The following is a 14465-nucleotide window of genomic DNA, read 5'->3' as shown; positions in this document are numbered from 1 at the left end:
GCGAATGCGCAGGCGCAATTTGCGACTAATGGAACGATTGTTCCGATCGCGACAACGCGCTCAAATGCACATTGAAAGAAAGCGTCAATGCGCCATTTTCTGGCGTAAACGGAATGGTGCATGGCAACTGAAAACATGCTCAATAGGCGCGCTGGCGGACGCGGTGCCGCAGGCGCCCGGGTTCACGTTACACCGCGACCAGAGGGAACAAGAAAATGAAAGCACTTTTGGCCTCAACCGTCCTTGCTGCCGGCCTGTTCGGCCTTGGGGGCGTGGCTTCGGCCGCCGAATGCGGAAATGTGACCATCGCAAGCATGAACTGGCAATCCGCCGAAGTTGCAGCAAACCTCGACAAGATCATCCTCGAGGAAGGCTATGGATGCACCGCCGAGATCGTCAGCGGCGATACGGTGCCGACGCTCACCTCCATGGCTGAAAAGGGTGAGCCGGACATCGCGCCGGAAGCCTGGGTCAGCCTTCAGCCGGAACTCGTGAAACGCGGCCTCGAAGGCGGCAAGGTGGTCGCTGCCGCGAAGATCCTTTCGGACGGCGCGATCCAGGGCTGGTGGATCCCCAAGTACATCGCTGAAGCGCATCCCGACATCAAGACGATCCCTGATCTCTTCAAGCATCCCGAACTCTTCCCCGCCCCGGAAGACAAGAGCAAGGGCGCCGTCTTCAATGGCCCGCAAGGCTGGGGCGGAACGGTCGTGACCTCGCAGCTCTTCAAGGCCTATGGCGGCGACAAGGCCGGCTTCACGCTGGTGGATACCGGCTCGGCAGCCGGCCTCGACGGCTCGATCGCCAAGGCCTACGAAGGCAAGCAGCCCTGGGTCGGCTACTACTGGGCCCCGACCTCCCTGCTCGGCAAATATGAAATGGTAAAGCTCGGCTACGGCGCTGAATATGATGCGGCGGAATGGAAGCGCTGTACCTCAGTTGCCGATTGCGCCGACCCGAAGCCGAACGCCTGGCCGGCTGACGACGTTCAGACGCTTGTGAGCAAGACATTCGCCGATCGCGCCGGTCCTGCCATGGATTATCTCAACAAGCGCGCCTGGACGAACGAAACCGTCAACAAGCTGATCGCCTGGATGACCGACAACCAGGCCACCGGCGAAGATGGCGCCAAGCACTTCCTCAAGGAAAACGAAGCCCTGTGGAAGGAATGGGTCTCTCCGGAGGTCGCCGAGAAGATCAAGGCTTCCCTCTGATCCCCGATGATCCGCAAGCAGGCGGTGCCTTGACAGCAAGGCACCGCCCGCCCGATCTTTTCAAGCGACGGCCATAAGAAGAACAGGCCCGCCGCCGCTTTAGCCATGGGGAACGAGACATGGACTGGCTCTGGAAATTTCCAACAATGGATGCCGATACGCTGCGTATCTTGAAAAAGAACGTGGACGAAGGCTTTCGCGCTTTTACCCGCGCTTACGGCGACAGCATCGAAGGGCTGTTCAGCCCGCTGCAAAGCTTTCTGATCTGGGCTGAAAGGCTGCTCACCGGCGCGCCATGGCCGCTGGTGATCCTAATCGTCGCCGGCATTGCCTGGCTTGGGAGCCGCAATTGGAAGATCGTCATCGGCTGCGCCGCGACGCTTCTCCTGATCGGCTGGTTCGACATGTGGGAAGACACGATGAAGACCGTTTCGATGATCTTCGTCTGCACTGTGATTTCAATCGCGATCGGCATTCCGATCGGCATCGGCATGTCGCGTTCCAACCGGCTCCAGAACGCCGTCAATCCGGTGCTCGACGTCATGCAGACCATGCCGAGCTTCGTCTATCTGATCCCCGTCGTCATGCTGCTCGGCATCGGCCGCGTGCCTGGGGTGATCGCCGTCGTTATTTACGCCTTGCCGCCGATGATACGCCTCACCAATCTCGGCATCCGCATGGTCGACAAGGACGTTCTCGAAGCGGCCGACGCCTTCGGCTCATCGAGCTGGCAGAAACTGCGCAACGTACAGCTGCCGCTTGCCCTGCCGACCATCATGGCCGGCATCAACCAGACAATCATGATGGCGCTCGCCATGGTGGTCATCGCCTCGATGATCGGCGTCCAGGGCCTTGGACAGCCAGTCCTCAAGGCCATCGCCAACCAGTACTTCACCCTCGGCGTCTTCAACGGTCTCGCCATCGTCGGCATCGCCATCATCTTCGACCGCATCAGCCAGGCCTATGGCCTCAGGCTGCAGAAGCACCGGGAAATCGTGCATGGCTAGCCAATCGATCGAAATACGCAATCTCTACAAGATCTTCGGTCCGCGTGGCGACGATTTCATCCAGGCGGTCACCAAGGGCATGTCGAAAACCGAGCTCAACAAGAAGCACGGGCACGTCCTCGGCCTCAAGGATATCAACATCTCGATCCCCGGCGGCAGCATCACCGTCATCATGGGGCTTTCCGGCTCCGGCAAGTCGACACTGATCCGCCACATCAACCGACTGATCGACCCGACGGCCGGCGAAGTGCTCTATGGCGATACCGACATCTGCAAGATGGGCGAAGAGGAACTCCGCGAATTCCGCCGCCGCAGAACGGCGATGGTGTTCCAGAAGTTCGGCCTGCTGCCGCATCGCAACGTGCTGCAGAACACCGTCTACGGGCTAGAAATCCAGGGCGTCGCGAAGGCAGAACGCGAAGAGCGCGCCAATGTCTGGATCAAGCGTGTCGGCCTCGATGGCTTTGCCGGACATTACCCGAACCAGCTTTCGGGCGGCATGCAGCAGCGTGTCGGCCTGGCCCGCGCGCTCACCAACGACGCGGAGATCCTGCTGATGGACGAGGCCTTTTCCGCCCTCGACCCGCTGATCCGCGTCGATATGCAGGGCGTTCTGCTCGACCTGCAGAAGGAGTTGAAGAAGACGGTGGTCTTCATCACCCATGATCTCGATGAAGCATTGCGGCTTGGCGACAAGGTCGCCATCCTGCGCGATGGCGAGGTCATCCAGCAGGGAAGTGCGGCCGACATCGTGCTCAATCCCGCGGACGGCTACATCGAGGCCTTCGTCAAGGAAGTGAACCGCAGCCGCGTTATCCGGATCGAGGCCCTGATGGAACCGCTCAGCAATCCTGCAAGCGACACGGTGATCCGCATCCCCGGCCAATCGACGGTAGAGGAAGGAATGCGGATGATGACCGAAAGCAATGTCACCCGCGCGACCGTCACCGGTGCCGACGGGCGGCCAGCCGGCCGCGTCTCGCTGGAAGGTCTCGTGCGCTGTCTTGTTGGGACGGAACGCTAGAACTCGCCGGCCTCGGGCGCCTGCAGTTCCTCGATCGAATCCACGCGGTCCGGATAAAACGCCATTCGGTCCTTGATTTCACGCACCGCATCGTGCGGTTTTTCATAGGTCCAGATGGCGTTCTTCGAGCGCTCGCCGCCGGGCGTGATGCTGTAATAGGAGGCGTCGCCCTTGTACGGGCAATGCGTCGAATGATCGGTGCGTGCAAGCAGCGACATGTCGACGTCCTTACGCGGAATATACTGCACCGGCGGATAGGAGGCTTCGCGCAATGTCAGCGCATCGCGCGTATCGGCAATGACGCGTCCGCCGAGCCTGACGACGACGCGCGCGGGATTGTGGTCTATGGTGATCGGATGATCAGGCCCGGGAATCTTGATCGGCTTGTCTGACATGGGGTTCGCCTTCGAAAGATTGCACCGTCCTTAGATAGGGTCGTGTCTGGCGCTTCCCAAGGGGCGCCGTCACGCGCGCCGCACCCGGACAAGTGCGGAAAACCCGAGCCCCAGAATTGCGGCAAGCACGCAGGCGACGCCGAAAATCTGATGGAGGCCGACCGGTTCGCCGAGCAGCACGAAAGCGAGGATGACGGCTGAGACCGGGGCGATCGCCGTAAACAGCGAAGCCTCGCTGCCGCTGACGCGCTCGGCGCCTGCGTACCATAAAATGAAGCCGCCGACAGTCGGCACCAGCGCATAGTAGAGAACGGCCGAAAGCGCCGCTGCGGAAAACCCGATTGCGACATGGTTTTCGAAGAGAGCCGGAATACCGGCAACGAGGAAACCGATGCCGGTCATCAGCGATGACTGCGTGAGCGGCGGGATTTCGGTCCGCATGCGCTTGTTGAGAAGGATGAACAACCCTTCGCAGACGACGGCGCCGAGGATCAGCGCATTGCCTGCCAGCGAGCCGCCTGCGGATGCACCCGGCGTCACCGCGATCGAGAAGACGCCGAAAGCGGCGAGCGCGATGGCAACCAGCAGGAAGCGATGCGGCCTTTCGCCGAGAATGAGGATCGAGATCACCGCCGAGACGACCGGCAGCGTGCCGATGATGACGCCGGCATTTGCCGCCGACGTCAACTGCAGACCCGAGATCAGCAGCGTCGTATAGCCGACGCTGCCCGCCCCTGCCTGCGTCACCAAGATAAGCCAGTCGTGGCGCGACAGCCTCGGCAGCCGCGATCGGGTGAGATGCATCAAAATCAGGAAAAAGGGAAAGGCTGCGGCGAAACGCAGCGCCGTCGCCGTGAACGGCGCAAGGCCGGACGCGATGATCTTGCTGGCGATCACCGTGCTGCCGACGGTGATCATCGCCAGCGTCAGATAGATGTAGCCCTGAAATGCTCTTGTCATGGGATCCTCCGTTTCGATGAACGGAGAGAACCGCAAAGACGGCGAAGCTTCTTGAACGAAATTGCAGGCCGTCAGGCAAGCGCCCTGGCATAGACACGCGGCGACAGGCCGTATTTGGCGGTAAAGACGCGTGTCATGTGGCTCTGGTCGGCAAAGCCGCTGGCAAAGGCTGCCTCGGCAAGCGGCATGCCGGAAGCGATCAGACGGCGCGCCATGTGAATGCGGGCCTGGACGAGATAGGCATGCGGCGTCATGCCGGTCGCCTTTGCGAAACCGCGCAGCACCTGAAACCGGCTGAGGCCGCTTTCTCGCGCAAGATCGGCGAGCGAGACGTTGGCGAGAGGATCATCGTCGATCAGGCTTTGCGCCTTGTGGATCGCGGCCGGCGCCATGCGCGCCACTTCCGGCATCGGCTGTTCGCGCATGACATCCGCAACAACGCCAAGGAGCAGTTCTTCGCGTGCAAGGTCATCCTGCGTTGAGCCGCTGGTGATTGCGGCAAAGAGGCCTGCGAAACGCGCTGTAAGGGTGGCATTTTGAATAACGGGGCGCGGAATTTCCGAGCGCATCGCCCTGCCCTCGCCAGCGTCCTGCATGAGATCGCTGATGATCGTCGGATCAAAATAAAGGATGCTCCACGACCGACCCTCCCCGATCGGCGCGCCGTCATGGACCTCGTTCGGATTGACGGTGATGAGATCGCCTGCTTCCGCCTCGACCATGCCGCGCCCGCTCAGCGACTTCTGCGCGCCGGAGACAATCAGGCCGATGCCGAATTGTTCATGCGTATGCCGCGCGAAACTGTGGCGCGTTTCCGCCTCCACCGCCTCCACCCCGGCAATCGCCGAACGGCGCATCGTGAACTGACTTTTGGCCACGCAGCGTCTCCTTCCGGCCGGACTCTGCCAGCGGCAGGCGAAGCACGCAACGTCTTTACCGAGATCAGTGAAGGGTTTCAGGCCGGATTTCGTTGGAGAGAATTTTCAGGGCGTCTTCGAGCGCAGCGACCAGAATATCGGTCAGCTCATCACCCTTGTTTTCGAGGAACGCCAAGCTCACGGCCTCGTCCTGCGTTTCAAAGAAGTGCTCGATTTCGTTCGACATCATCGTCCTTTCATTCACCGGAACATTCAGCGATGTAAGCAGGATTACGAGAAGTCACTTGCGCAGGGCTGACGTAGCCGGCGCCATCAGTATTCCGGGAAGCCGCGGCTCCGCCACTGGCTGCTTGGAATCGGATCGCCGACATCGACGGCGAAGGACACGATCTTGGTCACTCGTTCATCGACCTCGCAGCGGAATTGAACGTCATACCAGCCCTCGCGCGTGCGGAAAGCGCCACGCCGCACGTCCAGCACCGTGCCGCGCGGTAGCGCATAGGCTGGGACGATCACCGGATTGTAGGCGGGCGAGCCGTGAACCAGCTGCTCGCGGAGTTCGGTACTGCAAAGCTGGGCGGCCCGCCTGCTGCGCGGCATGTTGCCCATCGCGGTCCGGGCGATGGGGTCGTCCGTTTCGTTCTGCGAAAAGAGCGTCTTTGCTTCCTTTAGCTTTGTGGGCTTTTCAACCTTCGCCACTTCCGTCTGATCGGTGTTCGGCTTGTCCGCGGGCTTTGTCTGTTCGAAGCCGGTCTTGGCGTCGTCTTCCGCGCCGGCCGCAGGCCCGTTATTCTCCGGATTGACAGCGGTGATATCCACCTGCGGCAGATCGACATCATCCGGCACTGGATTTGCCGGCGGCCTGTCGGTGACTGGCGGCTTTATCGCGGCTGTTTCCACCGGCTTCGGCTCCTCGGGTTTCGGCTCGTCCGGCAGCGTCACCGGTGGCTTGCCTGCTTCCGCTGAAGCATTGCCCGTTTCGGATTTGCGCTCGCCGCTATCCTTGTCGCCGAATTCGAAGACGGGCCTGAGAACTGGCATGGGCTGTCCCTTCCCTTCCTTGCCGGAGGGATCGTTCCTGGCTTCGGATTTCGGCGGTTCGGACGGCTTTTCTTCCGGCTTGGCTTCCGGCGGCGCCGGAGGTGGTGGCGGCGGCGGAGGTGGTGGCGCCGGCGGTTTCTGCTCGGCCTTCTCCTCGATCTTCGGCAGTTCGGGAGGCTTCTCAGCCGGCTTTTGTTCTTCCGCCTTCTTTTCTTCGGCCTTCTCCTCCTCCGGCTGTTTTTCCTCTTCCGGCGGAGGCACGAGATCGACGTTCACCGTCTCCTCTTCTGGCGGCTGCGGAGCCTTGTCCGGCAGCTTCACCAGGAAAAACGCAACGACGGCAATATGCAGCGCAATCGAGGCTGTGACACCCCAACTGATTTCTCTCCAGCGCTTTCCGACGATCTTCTGCATGCCCGCGAATGATGCTCTCCGATAAGGTACGGATGTGGCCTTTTAAGGAGGCGGCATCAAGCCGTAAAACAAAAAAGTGCTTTGCCGCGCGACCAAGCGAAGGCCGCACGGCGGATGCTCCACATCTTTTCACCTTTACGAGGCTGCGATCGCAGGCCGATCGCCACGGTTAGCCGAGCGAGCCTATGATTTCGCGATAGGCGGCCTCCGGAAACGCCTTCAGCGTTTTCGTGCGAACATTGCCGGCCGTCGCAAGCTGCAACGTGAACCGCGCCATCACGGCGTCGTCCGGCGCCTCGCATATGGAGACCATGTCGTATTCACCCATCGTCAGAAAGAAATCCTTGAAGGAGCCGCCCATCTCGCCGAGCGCCTTCTTTGCCGCGTCCAGCCTTTTTGCCGAGTCGCGTGCACTGCGAACGCCTTGATCCGTCCAATTGATAAGCATGACGTAAGTGGTCATTCCACACCTCCCTACGGAGGGTTTTGGTCCACGCAGGTATGTGGCGACCTTCGCTCACGCGCTGCGGCCGGTCCCGTCCCCCGTATCCTCCGGACTATACCATTGAGGCGCCCGGAAAGCGACGAAATGTCGGATGGCCCAAAAAGAAAAGAGCCGGGACCAACCCGGCTCTCCTATCATCGATCGGTCACCGCACGGCTGCATCGCAGCCGGTACGGCTTTAACTGTCCAGGAAGCTGCGGAGCTTTCTGGAGCGGCTCGGATGCTTCAGCTTGCGCAGCGCCTTCGCTTCGATCTGGCGGATACGTTCTCGGGTAACCGAGAACTGCTGGCCGACTTCCTCAAGCGTATGGTCGGTGTTCATGCCGATGCCGAAGCGCATGCGCAGCACGCGCTCTTCGCGCGGCGTGAGCGATGCCAGAACACGCGTCGTCGTTTCGCGCAGGTTCGCCTGGATTGCAGCGTCGATCGGCAGCAGCGCGTTCTTGTCCTCGATGAAATCGCCGAGGTGTGAATCCTCTTCGTCGCCCACAGGGGTTTCGAGCGAAATCGGCTCCTTGGCGATCTTCAGGACCTTGCGGACCTTTTCAAGCGGCATCGCAAGCTTCTCAGCCAGTTCCTCCGGCGTCGGCTCGCGGCCGATCTCATGCAGCATCTGGCGCGAGGTGCGGACGATCTTGTTGATCGTCTCGATCATGTGCACCGGAATGCGGATCGTGCGGGCCTGGTCGGCGATCGAGCGGGTGATCGCCTGACGGATCCACCACGTCGCATAGGTCGAGAACTTGTAGCCGCGGCGGTACTCGAACTTATCGACCGCCTTCATCAGGCCGATATTGCCTTCCTGAATGAGGTCGAGGAATTGCAAACCTCGGTTCGTGTACTTCTTGGCGATGGAGATGACGAGGCGAAGGTTCGCTTCGACCATTTCCTTCTTGGCGATGCGCGCTTCGCGCTCGCCCTTCTGCACCATGTGCACGATGCGGCGGAATTCCGATATCGAAATGCCGGTTTCCGTAGCGAGGTTCTGGATCTCCTGGCGGATGTCGCGGATCGTCGTGTTTTCGCCCTTGGCGAATTCCTTCCAGCCGCGCGCAGCCAGATTGCCGATCGACTTCATCCAGTTCGGATCGAGCTCGGCGCCCTGGTACTGCTCCAGGAAGCTGTCGCGCTTGACGCCGTAGGATTCGGCCAGACGCAGCAGGCGGCCCTCGTTCTGCACGAGGCGCTTGTTGATGTCGTAAAGCTGCTCGACCAACGCCTCGATGCGGTTCTGGTTCAGCGACAGCGACTTGACGGCCTTGATCAGCTCGTCCTTGAGCTCCTTGTAACGGCGCTCCTGGGCGGAAGACAGCGTGCCGGTCGCGGCAAGACGTTGCTCGACCTGCTGGTCCTGCAGCTTGCGCAGCTTCTTATAGGTCTCGGCGATGAGGTCGAGCGTCTCCATGACCTGCGGACGCAGTTCCGCTTCCATGGCTGCGAGCGAGAGGTTGGATTCGTCCTCGTCCTCTTCCTCTTCTTCCGCGGGCAAGCCCTCGCCGCCGACATCGGTGATGTCGTCGTCGCCGAAGCGCATGCGCCGGGTCTTTTCCTTCTCTTCGGCAGCCTTGCGGTCAGCCTCGATTTTTTCCGGGCTCTGGAACTGCGGGGCGGCCTTGGCTTCCGGACCGGAATAGGTCGTTTCGAGATCGATGATCTCGCGAAGCAGGGTCGTGCCCTCGTTCAGTTCGTCGCGCCAGATGATGAGCGCCTGGAAGGTGAGCGGGCTTTCACAGAGCCCGGCGATCATGGTTTCGCGGCCGGCCTCGATGCGCTTGGCGATGGCGATTTCGCCTTCGCGCGACAGAAGCTCGACGGAACCCATTTCGCGCAAGTACATGCGCACCGGATCGTCCGTACGATCCGTCGGCTCTTTCTTCTTCGCCGTTGCGAGCGCGGTGCCGCCGGAAGGCGCGAGTTCGCCGCCTTCGCTCTCCTCGTCACCGCCCGCGTCGTCGTCGTCACCGCCGCCCGGGCTTGCCTCTTCGGCTTCCTCGTCTTCGACAACATTGATGCCCATATCGGACAGCATCGCCATCGTGTCTTCGATCTGCTCGGACGTCACTTCTTCGGACGGAAGAACGGCATTCAGCTCGTCCATCGTCACGTAGCCGCGCTTCTTCGCGGCCTTGATCATTTTCTTGACCGCGTCATCGGAAAGATCGAGAAGAGGGCCGTCGGATGCGCCGTCGCGTTCGACTTCCGCTTCTTCGTTCTCTTTGACCTTGGTTGCCATTTATATCGTCGCCTTCCTGACGCTATTCAAACTCGCTGCGATGAACGGCCCGAAGCCTGGGTAGAACCCAAGCCTCGAATCACCTTATCCACCTAACGGGATGAGCTTTAAAGCCTGATTAACCACGATCGCTGATGCCGGACGACAGAGCTTTAGTGCTTCGAAATTTCCGGCCATGGTTATGTGCGATCCGCCTCGACCCAGTTCACCGCTTTTCAAGTCGAACGGTGATTCCCACATTTTTAGTTCTCGTCAAGCTTTTCTAGTAAAAAAGCCGCCGAAAACACGGAAAAAGCCTTATCCACAGGCTAGGAACCGCTCAAGCGATTGCTTCGCTTAGATAGGATGTCACCGCAAGAAGACAAGGGGAGCGAGGATTCTTGCCACGGCAGCAGGCGTTTTCCACTGCCGTTGCCAGGATACATGCAGCCCGCAGCTATCGGGACACACCATCGTAAGGCATGATTTCCAGAGAACCGAGATCGATCACAGGAATACAACGGAGATTGATCGATGCCATGGGATCGCCGTTCGGCAGAACGCCTTCACCGAAGGGTGCATTACCGCAGTTGGTGCAGAAGTAATGTTTGATGACGTGGTTGTTGAAAGTATAGGTCGACAGGTCTTCTTCCGGCGTCTGCAGCTTCAGCTTGTCATGCGGAACGAAAGCAAGCAGGCCGCCCCCCCCCCGGCGGCAGAGCGAGCAATTGCAATCAATCGCCCTGCTTGAGGTCTCTGTCCACCTCGAATGCGATCTTGCCGCAGTGGCGACTTCCTTGGTAGATCATCGTCCCTTAATTCCAATCCATCACGACCTTGCCGGAATTGCCCGAGCGCATCGCCTCGAAGCCGTCCCGGAATTCGTCGATCTTGATGCGGTGCGTGATGACCGGCGACAGATCGAGGCCGCCCTGCACGAAGGCGATCATCTTGTACCACGTCTCGAACATCTCGCGGCCGTAGATGCCCTTCAGGTTCAGCATCTTGAAGATCACCTTGTTCCAGTCGATCTCGAAGCCGGCCGGCGCAATGCCAAGGATGGCGATCTTGCCGCCATTGTTCATCTTGTCGATCATGTCGCGGAAGGCGGGTGCCGCCCCCGACATTTCCAGGCCGACATCGAAACCCTCTGTCATGCCGATCGCCTTCATGACGTCGGCAAGATTCTCCTTCGATGCATCGACGACGTAGTCGATGCCCAGCTTGCGCGCCAGATCCAGCCGATGCGGGTTGATGTCGGTGATGACGACCTTGCGGGCGCCGGAACGCTTGGCCACCAGCGCGCCCATGATGCCGATCGGGCCGGCGCCGGTCACAAGCACGTCCTCGCCGACGAGGTCGAAGGAGAGCGCAGTATGAACCGCATTACCGAAGGGATCGAAGATTGCGGCGATCTCATCGGGAATGTCGTCCGGTATCGGCACAACATTGCTTTCCGGAATGCAGACGAACTCAGCGAAGGAGCCGGGACGGTTGACGCCGACGCCAAGCGTGTTGCGACAGAGATGCCCCCTTCCCGCGCGGCAGTTGCGGCACTTGCCGCAGACGATATGGCCCTCGCCAGAGACCCGCTCACCGACATGGTATTTGGTGACGGCAGAGCCGATCTCGGCGATCTCGCCGCAGAACTCATGACCGACTACCATCGGCACCGGAATGGTCTTCTGCGCCCACTGATCCCAGTTCCAGATGTGAACATCGGTGCCACAGATTGCCGACTTCTTCACGCGGATCAGAACGTCGTTCGGTCCGACCTCAGGCACCGGCACGTTTTCCATCCAGAGCCCGACCTCGGGTTTCGACTTGACCAGCGCCTTCATCATGTTCGACATGATCTGACTCCCCCCAACCCCTTAAATGACTCCGAGTTCCCGTCCAGCCTCAGCGAAAACCGCAATCGCGCGCTCAACATCCGCCTTCGAATGCGCGGCTGACATCTGCGTGCGGATGCGTGCCTGGCCCTTGGGTACGACGGGGAAGGAAAAGCCGATCACGTAAACGCCCTTCTTCAGCATCAGAGCCGCCATATCCTGGGCGAGTTTGGCATCGCCGAGCATGACGGGGATAATCGGATGCCCCTCACCCGCCAGCGTGAAGCCAAGCTTGGTCATCTCTGAACGGAAGAGCGAGGCATTGGACGAAAGCTTGTCGCGCAACGCATTGCCGTTCTCGATCAGGTCGAAGACCTTCAGCGATGCGGCGGCAATTACCGGAGCGAGCGTGTTCGAGAAGAGATAGGGCCGCGAGCGCTGACGCAGCCATTCGACGACCTCGGCCCTTGCCGAAGTATAGCCGCCCGAAGCGCCGCCGAGCGCCTTGCCGAGCGTGCCGGTGATGACGTCGATCCGGCCCTCAACGCCGCAATATTCCGGCGAGCCACGGCCGTGTTTGCCGACGAAACCGACGGCATGGCTGTCGTCGACCATGACCATCGCGCCGTATTTCTCGGCGAGATCGCAAACACCTTGAAGATTGGCGATTATGCCGTCCATCGAGAAGACGCCGTCAGTGGCGATCATCTTGAAGCGGCTGCCTTCGGCCTTTTTTAGCTCCTCTTCGAGAGCCTTCATGTCATTGTTGGCATAGCGGAAGCGCTGGGCCTTGGAGAGCCGCACGCCGTCGATGATCGAGGCATGGTTCAGCGCATCGGAGATAATCGCATCTTCTTCGCCAAGCAGGGTCTCGAACAGGCCGCCATTGGCATCGAAGCAGGACGAATAAAGGATCGTATCCTCCATGCCAAGGAACGACGAAATGCGCACCTCAAGCTGCTTATGCTCCTCCTGCGTGCCGCAGATGAAGCGCACGGAGGCCATGCCGTAGCCGTAGCGGTCGAGCGCCTTCTTTCCGGCTTCCGTAAGTTCGTCGTTATCCGCAAGACCGAGATAGTTGTTGGCGCAGAAGTTCAGCACGCGCTCGCCGGATGCGACGGCGATTTCACCGGCCTGCTTGGACGTGATGACCCGCTCGGCCTTGTAGAGCCCGGCGTCTTTGAGGGCCGAAATCTCGGAGCGCAGATGGGAGAGAAACTGCGAGGTCATTGGCTGCCTTTCTTCTGATACTTCCCGTTGGCGGTCGAGTAGCACATCGACGAAGGCTTGTCTCGCTCAACGCTCGGCGGAAATCAGTAGGAACATCGGCCGGTCGAGCTCCTCGGCCCAGTCGGGATTGGCCGCGAGTTCCTCGGCATTCGGCGCCCATTCCTCCACATGGCGGATGGCAAAGCCGGCGCCGATCAGCGTGTTCAGCGTCGTCCCGAGCTTCCGGTGCTGTTTGACGACGCCTCTAGCGAGCCAGTCGGTGGTGCGGCTGCCCTCCAAGGAATAGCCGGCGAGCGGCCAGATGCGCCGCCCTTCGGCATCCGTCGTCCAGGTCGGGCGGGTGGGCGCCATGTAGATCGGATGCTCGATTGTGAAGACGAATTGCGAGCCGGGAACGAGGCTGCGATGGATGGTCGCAATCACCTGCGCGAAGTTCTCGATGTAATGAAGTGCAAGCGAACTGTAGGCGAAATCGAAGACCGCCTTCGGCAGTTGCAGGTGCTCGAGGTCCGAGATCTGGTACGTGATCGCCGCATGGCCGTTATCCGCCTTCGCGCGGGCGATCATCTTTTCGGATATGTCGAGAGCGAACACGCCTGCCGCGCCCCGCTCCACGGCATAACGCGAAAACCAGCCGAAGCCGCAGCCGAGGTCGACGACACGCTTGCCGGAAAGATCCGGCAGAAGCGCGCGGACCGCCGGCCATTCGGCGGCTCCCTCGAGCCCGAGCACGGACCGGCGCATGTTGCTGTAGCCTTCGAAGAATTCAGGCTTGTCGTAAATGTTCTGCGTCATCGGGCAGCCTCCCGGCCGATCCTTATAAACGGCCACGCCCCGATCTCAAGGATCAGGCCTCAGGCAATCTCGATAAATGCATTCTCCATCCTCGCACTATTGCCAAAATTACTTGACTCAGTCCATTATTGGAGCCGCCGGCGAACGGATATCGGTTTCAGCATGGAGAGAGCTATGAGCATTTTCCAAAGATTCTCCCTGAGAGGCCGGATCGCCCTCGTCACCGGCGCAGGGCGCGGGCTGGGGTTCGAGATGGCGCGGGCGCTTGCTGATGCCGGGGCACATGTCCTCGTCAACGGACGGACGGCTGCAACGCTCGACGAAGCCGTCGAGGCCATCCGGGCGTCCGGCGGCAGTGCCGAGGCTGCCGCTTTCAATGTGGCCGACCGCGATGCGCAGCGCGCAGCGATGATCGATATCGAAAAGAACCACGACCGGCTCGACATCCTGATCAACAATGTCGGCGCCCGCGACAGACGCCCGCTTGCCGATTTCGAAGACGAAGCGATCCTCCACCTCCTCCAAACGGATCTGGCCGCTGCGATGACCCTCTCCCGGGATGCCGCCAGGCTGATGAAGCGGCACAACCATGGGCGGCTGATTTCGGTGACGTCGATCAGCGGCCACGTCGCTCTTCCCGGCGACTGCGTCTATCCCGCTGCAAAACAGGGGTTGACCGGTCTGATGCGGGGGATGGCAGTGGAATTCGGCCCACATGGCATCACCAGCAATGCCATCGCGCCCGGTTGGTTCGCGACGGAAACGAACGCGGCGATGGCCGCGAACGAAGAGCTGATGCCCTTCGTGAGGCAGCGGATTCCGGTCCAGCGCTGGGGGCGGCCGGACGAGATCGCCGGTGCCGCCCTCTTCCTTGCCAGCGACGCCGCCTCCTTCGTCAACGGCCATGTCCTGACGGTCGATGGCGGCATGACCGTCAGGATGTGAAAGCTTGCTCCTC

14 protein-coding genes and 1 pseudogene are annotated in these 14465 nt (G+C 60.7%); 4 read left to right on the top strand and 11 right to left on the bottom strand.

All coding sequences use genetic code 11. The features are described from left to right. The first annotated feature begins 215 nt into the window (after positions 1–215). From N2599_RS04840 to N2599_RS04830, 3 genes are all read left to right on the top strand, one after another. Positions 216–1214 carry an ABC transporter substrate-binding protein gene (locus N2599_RS04840; RefSeq protein WP_027508645.1) on the top strand — a complete coding sequence of 333 codons (999 nt, stop codon included), beginning with the start codon at positions 216–218 and terminating at the stop codon, positions 1212–1214. A 119-nt stretch (positions 1215–1333) separates the two neighbouring features. Next, positions 1334–2221: an ABC transporter permease gene (locus N2599_RS04835; protein WP_027508644.1), complete on the top strand. Its 888-nt coding sequence runs from the start codon at positions 1334–1336 to the stop codon at positions 2219–2221. After that, positions 2214–3245, top strand: coding sequence for a quaternary amine ABC transporter ATP-binding protein (locus N2599_RS04830; protein WP_027508643.1), 1032 nt, complete (start codon positions 2214–2216; stop codon positions 3243–3245). The genes N2599_RS04835 and N2599_RS04830 overlap by 8 nt, the downstream gene beginning before the upstream one ends. Here N2599_RS04830 and N2599_RS04825 read toward each other — a convergent pair. From N2599_RS04825 to N2599_RS04775, 11 genes and pseudogenes are all read right to left on the bottom strand, one after another. After that, positions 3242–3640 (bottom strand): DUF427 domain-containing protein, encoded by a 399-nt coding sequence (locus N2599_RS04825; RefSeq protein ID WP_027508642.1) that lies wholly within the window; start codon positions 3638–3640, stop codon positions 3242–3244. The genes N2599_RS04830 and N2599_RS04825 overlap by 4 nt on opposite strands. 69 nt (positions 3641–3709) lie before the next feature. Beyond that, a complete protein-coding gene (locus N2599_RS04820) occupies positions 3710–4600 on the bottom strand; it encodes a DMT family transporter (protein WP_027508641.1) in 891 nt (296 codons plus the stop codon). A 71-nt stretch (positions 4601–4671) separates the two neighbouring features. Continuing rightward, positions 4672–5478 carry an AraC family transcriptional regulator gene (locus tag N2599_RS04815; protein WP_027508640.1) on the bottom strand — a complete coding sequence of 269 codons (807 nt, stop codon included), beginning with the start codon at positions 5476–5478 and terminating at the stop codon, positions 4672–4674. Between the two features lie 64 nt (positions 5479–5542). After that, complete coding sequence (locus N2599_RS04810) at positions 5543–5707, bottom strand: hypothetical protein (protein ID WP_156915221.1); 165 nt, start codon at positions 5705–5707, stop codon at positions 5543–5545. Between the two features lie 83 nt (positions 5708–5790). Next, positions 5791–6933: a DUF930 domain-containing protein gene (locus N2599_RS04805; RefSeq protein WP_027508639.1), complete on the bottom strand. Its 1143-nt coding sequence runs from the start codon at positions 6931–6933 to the stop codon at positions 5791–5793. A gap of 169 nt (positions 6934–7102) precedes the next feature. After that, positions 7103–7396, bottom strand: coding sequence for a GYD domain-containing protein (locus N2599_RS04800; RefSeq protein WP_022714277.1), 294 nt, complete (start codon positions 7394–7396; stop codon positions 7103–7105). A gap of 220 nt (positions 7397–7616) precedes the next feature. Then, the gene (gene rpoD / locus N2599_RS04795) at positions 7617–9671 is read right to left on the bottom strand and encodes an RNA polymerase sigma factor RpoD (protein WP_027508638.1); all 2055 of its coding nucleotides are present in this window, start codon (positions 9669–9671) and stop codon (positions 7617–7619) included. 436 nt (positions 9672–10107) lie between these two features. Then, positions 10108–10459: pseudogene (locus tag N2599_RS04790) on the bottom strand (GFA family protein). A 6-nt stretch (positions 10460–10465) separates the two neighbouring features. Further along, the gene (tdh, locus tag N2599_RS04785) at positions 10466–11503 is read right to left on the bottom strand and encodes an L-threonine 3-dehydrogenase (RefSeq protein ID WP_027508637.1); all 1038 of its coding nucleotides are present in this window, start codon (positions 11501–11503) and stop codon (positions 10466–10468) included. A gap of 21 nt (positions 11504–11524) precedes the next feature. Beyond that, positions 11525–12712, bottom strand: coding sequence for a glycine C-acetyltransferase (locus N2599_RS04780; RefSeq protein WP_027508636.1), 1188 nt, complete (start codon positions 12710–12712; stop codon positions 11525–11527). A 66-nt stretch (positions 12713–12778) separates the two neighbouring features. After that, a complete protein-coding gene (locus N2599_RS04775; protein WP_027508635.1) occupies positions 12779–13507 on the bottom strand; it encodes a class I SAM-dependent methyltransferase in 729 nt (242 codons plus the stop codon). A 174-nt stretch (positions 13508–13681) separates the two neighbouring features. Between N2599_RS04775 and N2599_RS04770 the strand changes: the two genes are divergently transcribed. Then, positions 13682–14452 carry an SDR family oxidoreductase gene (locus N2599_RS04770; RefSeq protein ID WP_027508634.1) on the top strand — a complete coding sequence of 257 codons (771 nt, stop codon included), beginning with the start codon at positions 13682–13684 and terminating at the stop codon, positions 14450–14452. Positions 14453–14465 lie beyond the last annotated feature (13 nt).

It is taken from the genome of Rhizobium sullae (assembly GCF_025200715.1).
In the GTDB taxonomy this organism is placed as follows: Bacteria; Pseudomonadota; Alphaproteobacteria; order Rhizobiales; family Rhizobiaceae; genus Rhizobium; species Rhizobium sullae.
Note: the sequence above shows the minus strand (reverse complement) of the source record. Positions and strands in the feature narration are given on the sequence as shown.

What these genes read in the sequence shown, in the direction of transcription:
- N2599_RS04805 (WP_027508639.1), bottom strand. Translation starts at nt 6,933, where the DNA reads ATGCAGAAGATCGTCGGAAAGCGCTGGAGAGAAATCAGTTGGGGTGTC.
- N2599_RS04770 (WP_027508634.1), top strand. Translation starts at nt 13,682, where the DNA reads ATGAGCATTTTCCAAAGATTCTCCCTGAGAGGCCGGATCGCCCTCGTC.
- N2599_RS04840 (WP_027508645.1), top strand. Translation starts at nt 216, where the DNA reads ATGAAAGCACTTTTGGCCTCAACCGTCCTTGCTGCCGGCCTGTTCGGC.
- N2599_RS04835 (WP_027508644.1), top strand. Translation starts at nt 1,334, where the DNA reads ATGGACTGGCTCTGGAAATTTCCAACAATGGATGCCGATACGCTGCGT.
- N2599_RS04830 (WP_027508643.1), top strand. Translation starts at nt 2,214, where the DNA reads ATGGCTAGCCAATCGATCGAAATACGCAATCTCTACAAGATCTTCGGT.
- N2599_RS04820 (WP_027508641.1), bottom strand. Translation starts at nt 4,600, where the DNA reads ATGACAAGAGCATTTCAGGGCTACATCTATCTGACGCTGGCGATGATC.
- N2599_RS04800 (WP_022714277.1), bottom strand. Translation starts at nt 7,396, where the DNA reads ATGACCACTTACGTCATGCTTATCAATTGGACGGATCAAGGCGTTCGC.
- N2599_RS04825 (WP_027508642.1), bottom strand. Translation starts at nt 3,640, where the DNA reads ATGTCAGACAAGCCGATCAAGATTCCCGGGCCTGATCATCCGATCACC.
- N2599_RS04810 (WP_156915221.1), bottom strand. Translation starts at nt 5,707, where the DNA reads ATGATGTCGAACGAAATCGAGCACTTCTTTGAAACGCAGGACGAGGCC.
- tdh (WP_027508637.1), bottom strand. Translation starts at nt 11,503, where the DNA reads ATGTCGAACATGATGAAGGCGCTGGTCAAGTCGAAACCCGAGGTCGGG.
- rpoD (WP_027508638.1), bottom strand. Translation starts at nt 9,671, where the DNA reads ATGGCAACCAAGGTCAAAGAGAACGAAGAAGCGGAAGTCGAACGCGAC.
- N2599_RS04775 (WP_027508635.1), bottom strand. Translation starts at nt 13,507, where the DNA reads ATGACGCAGAACATTTACGACAAGCCTGAATTCTTCGAAGGCTACAGC.
- N2599_RS04780 (WP_027508636.1), bottom strand. Translation starts at nt 12,712, where the DNA reads ATGACCTCGCAGTTTCTCTCCCATCTGCGCTCCGAGATTTCGGCCCTC.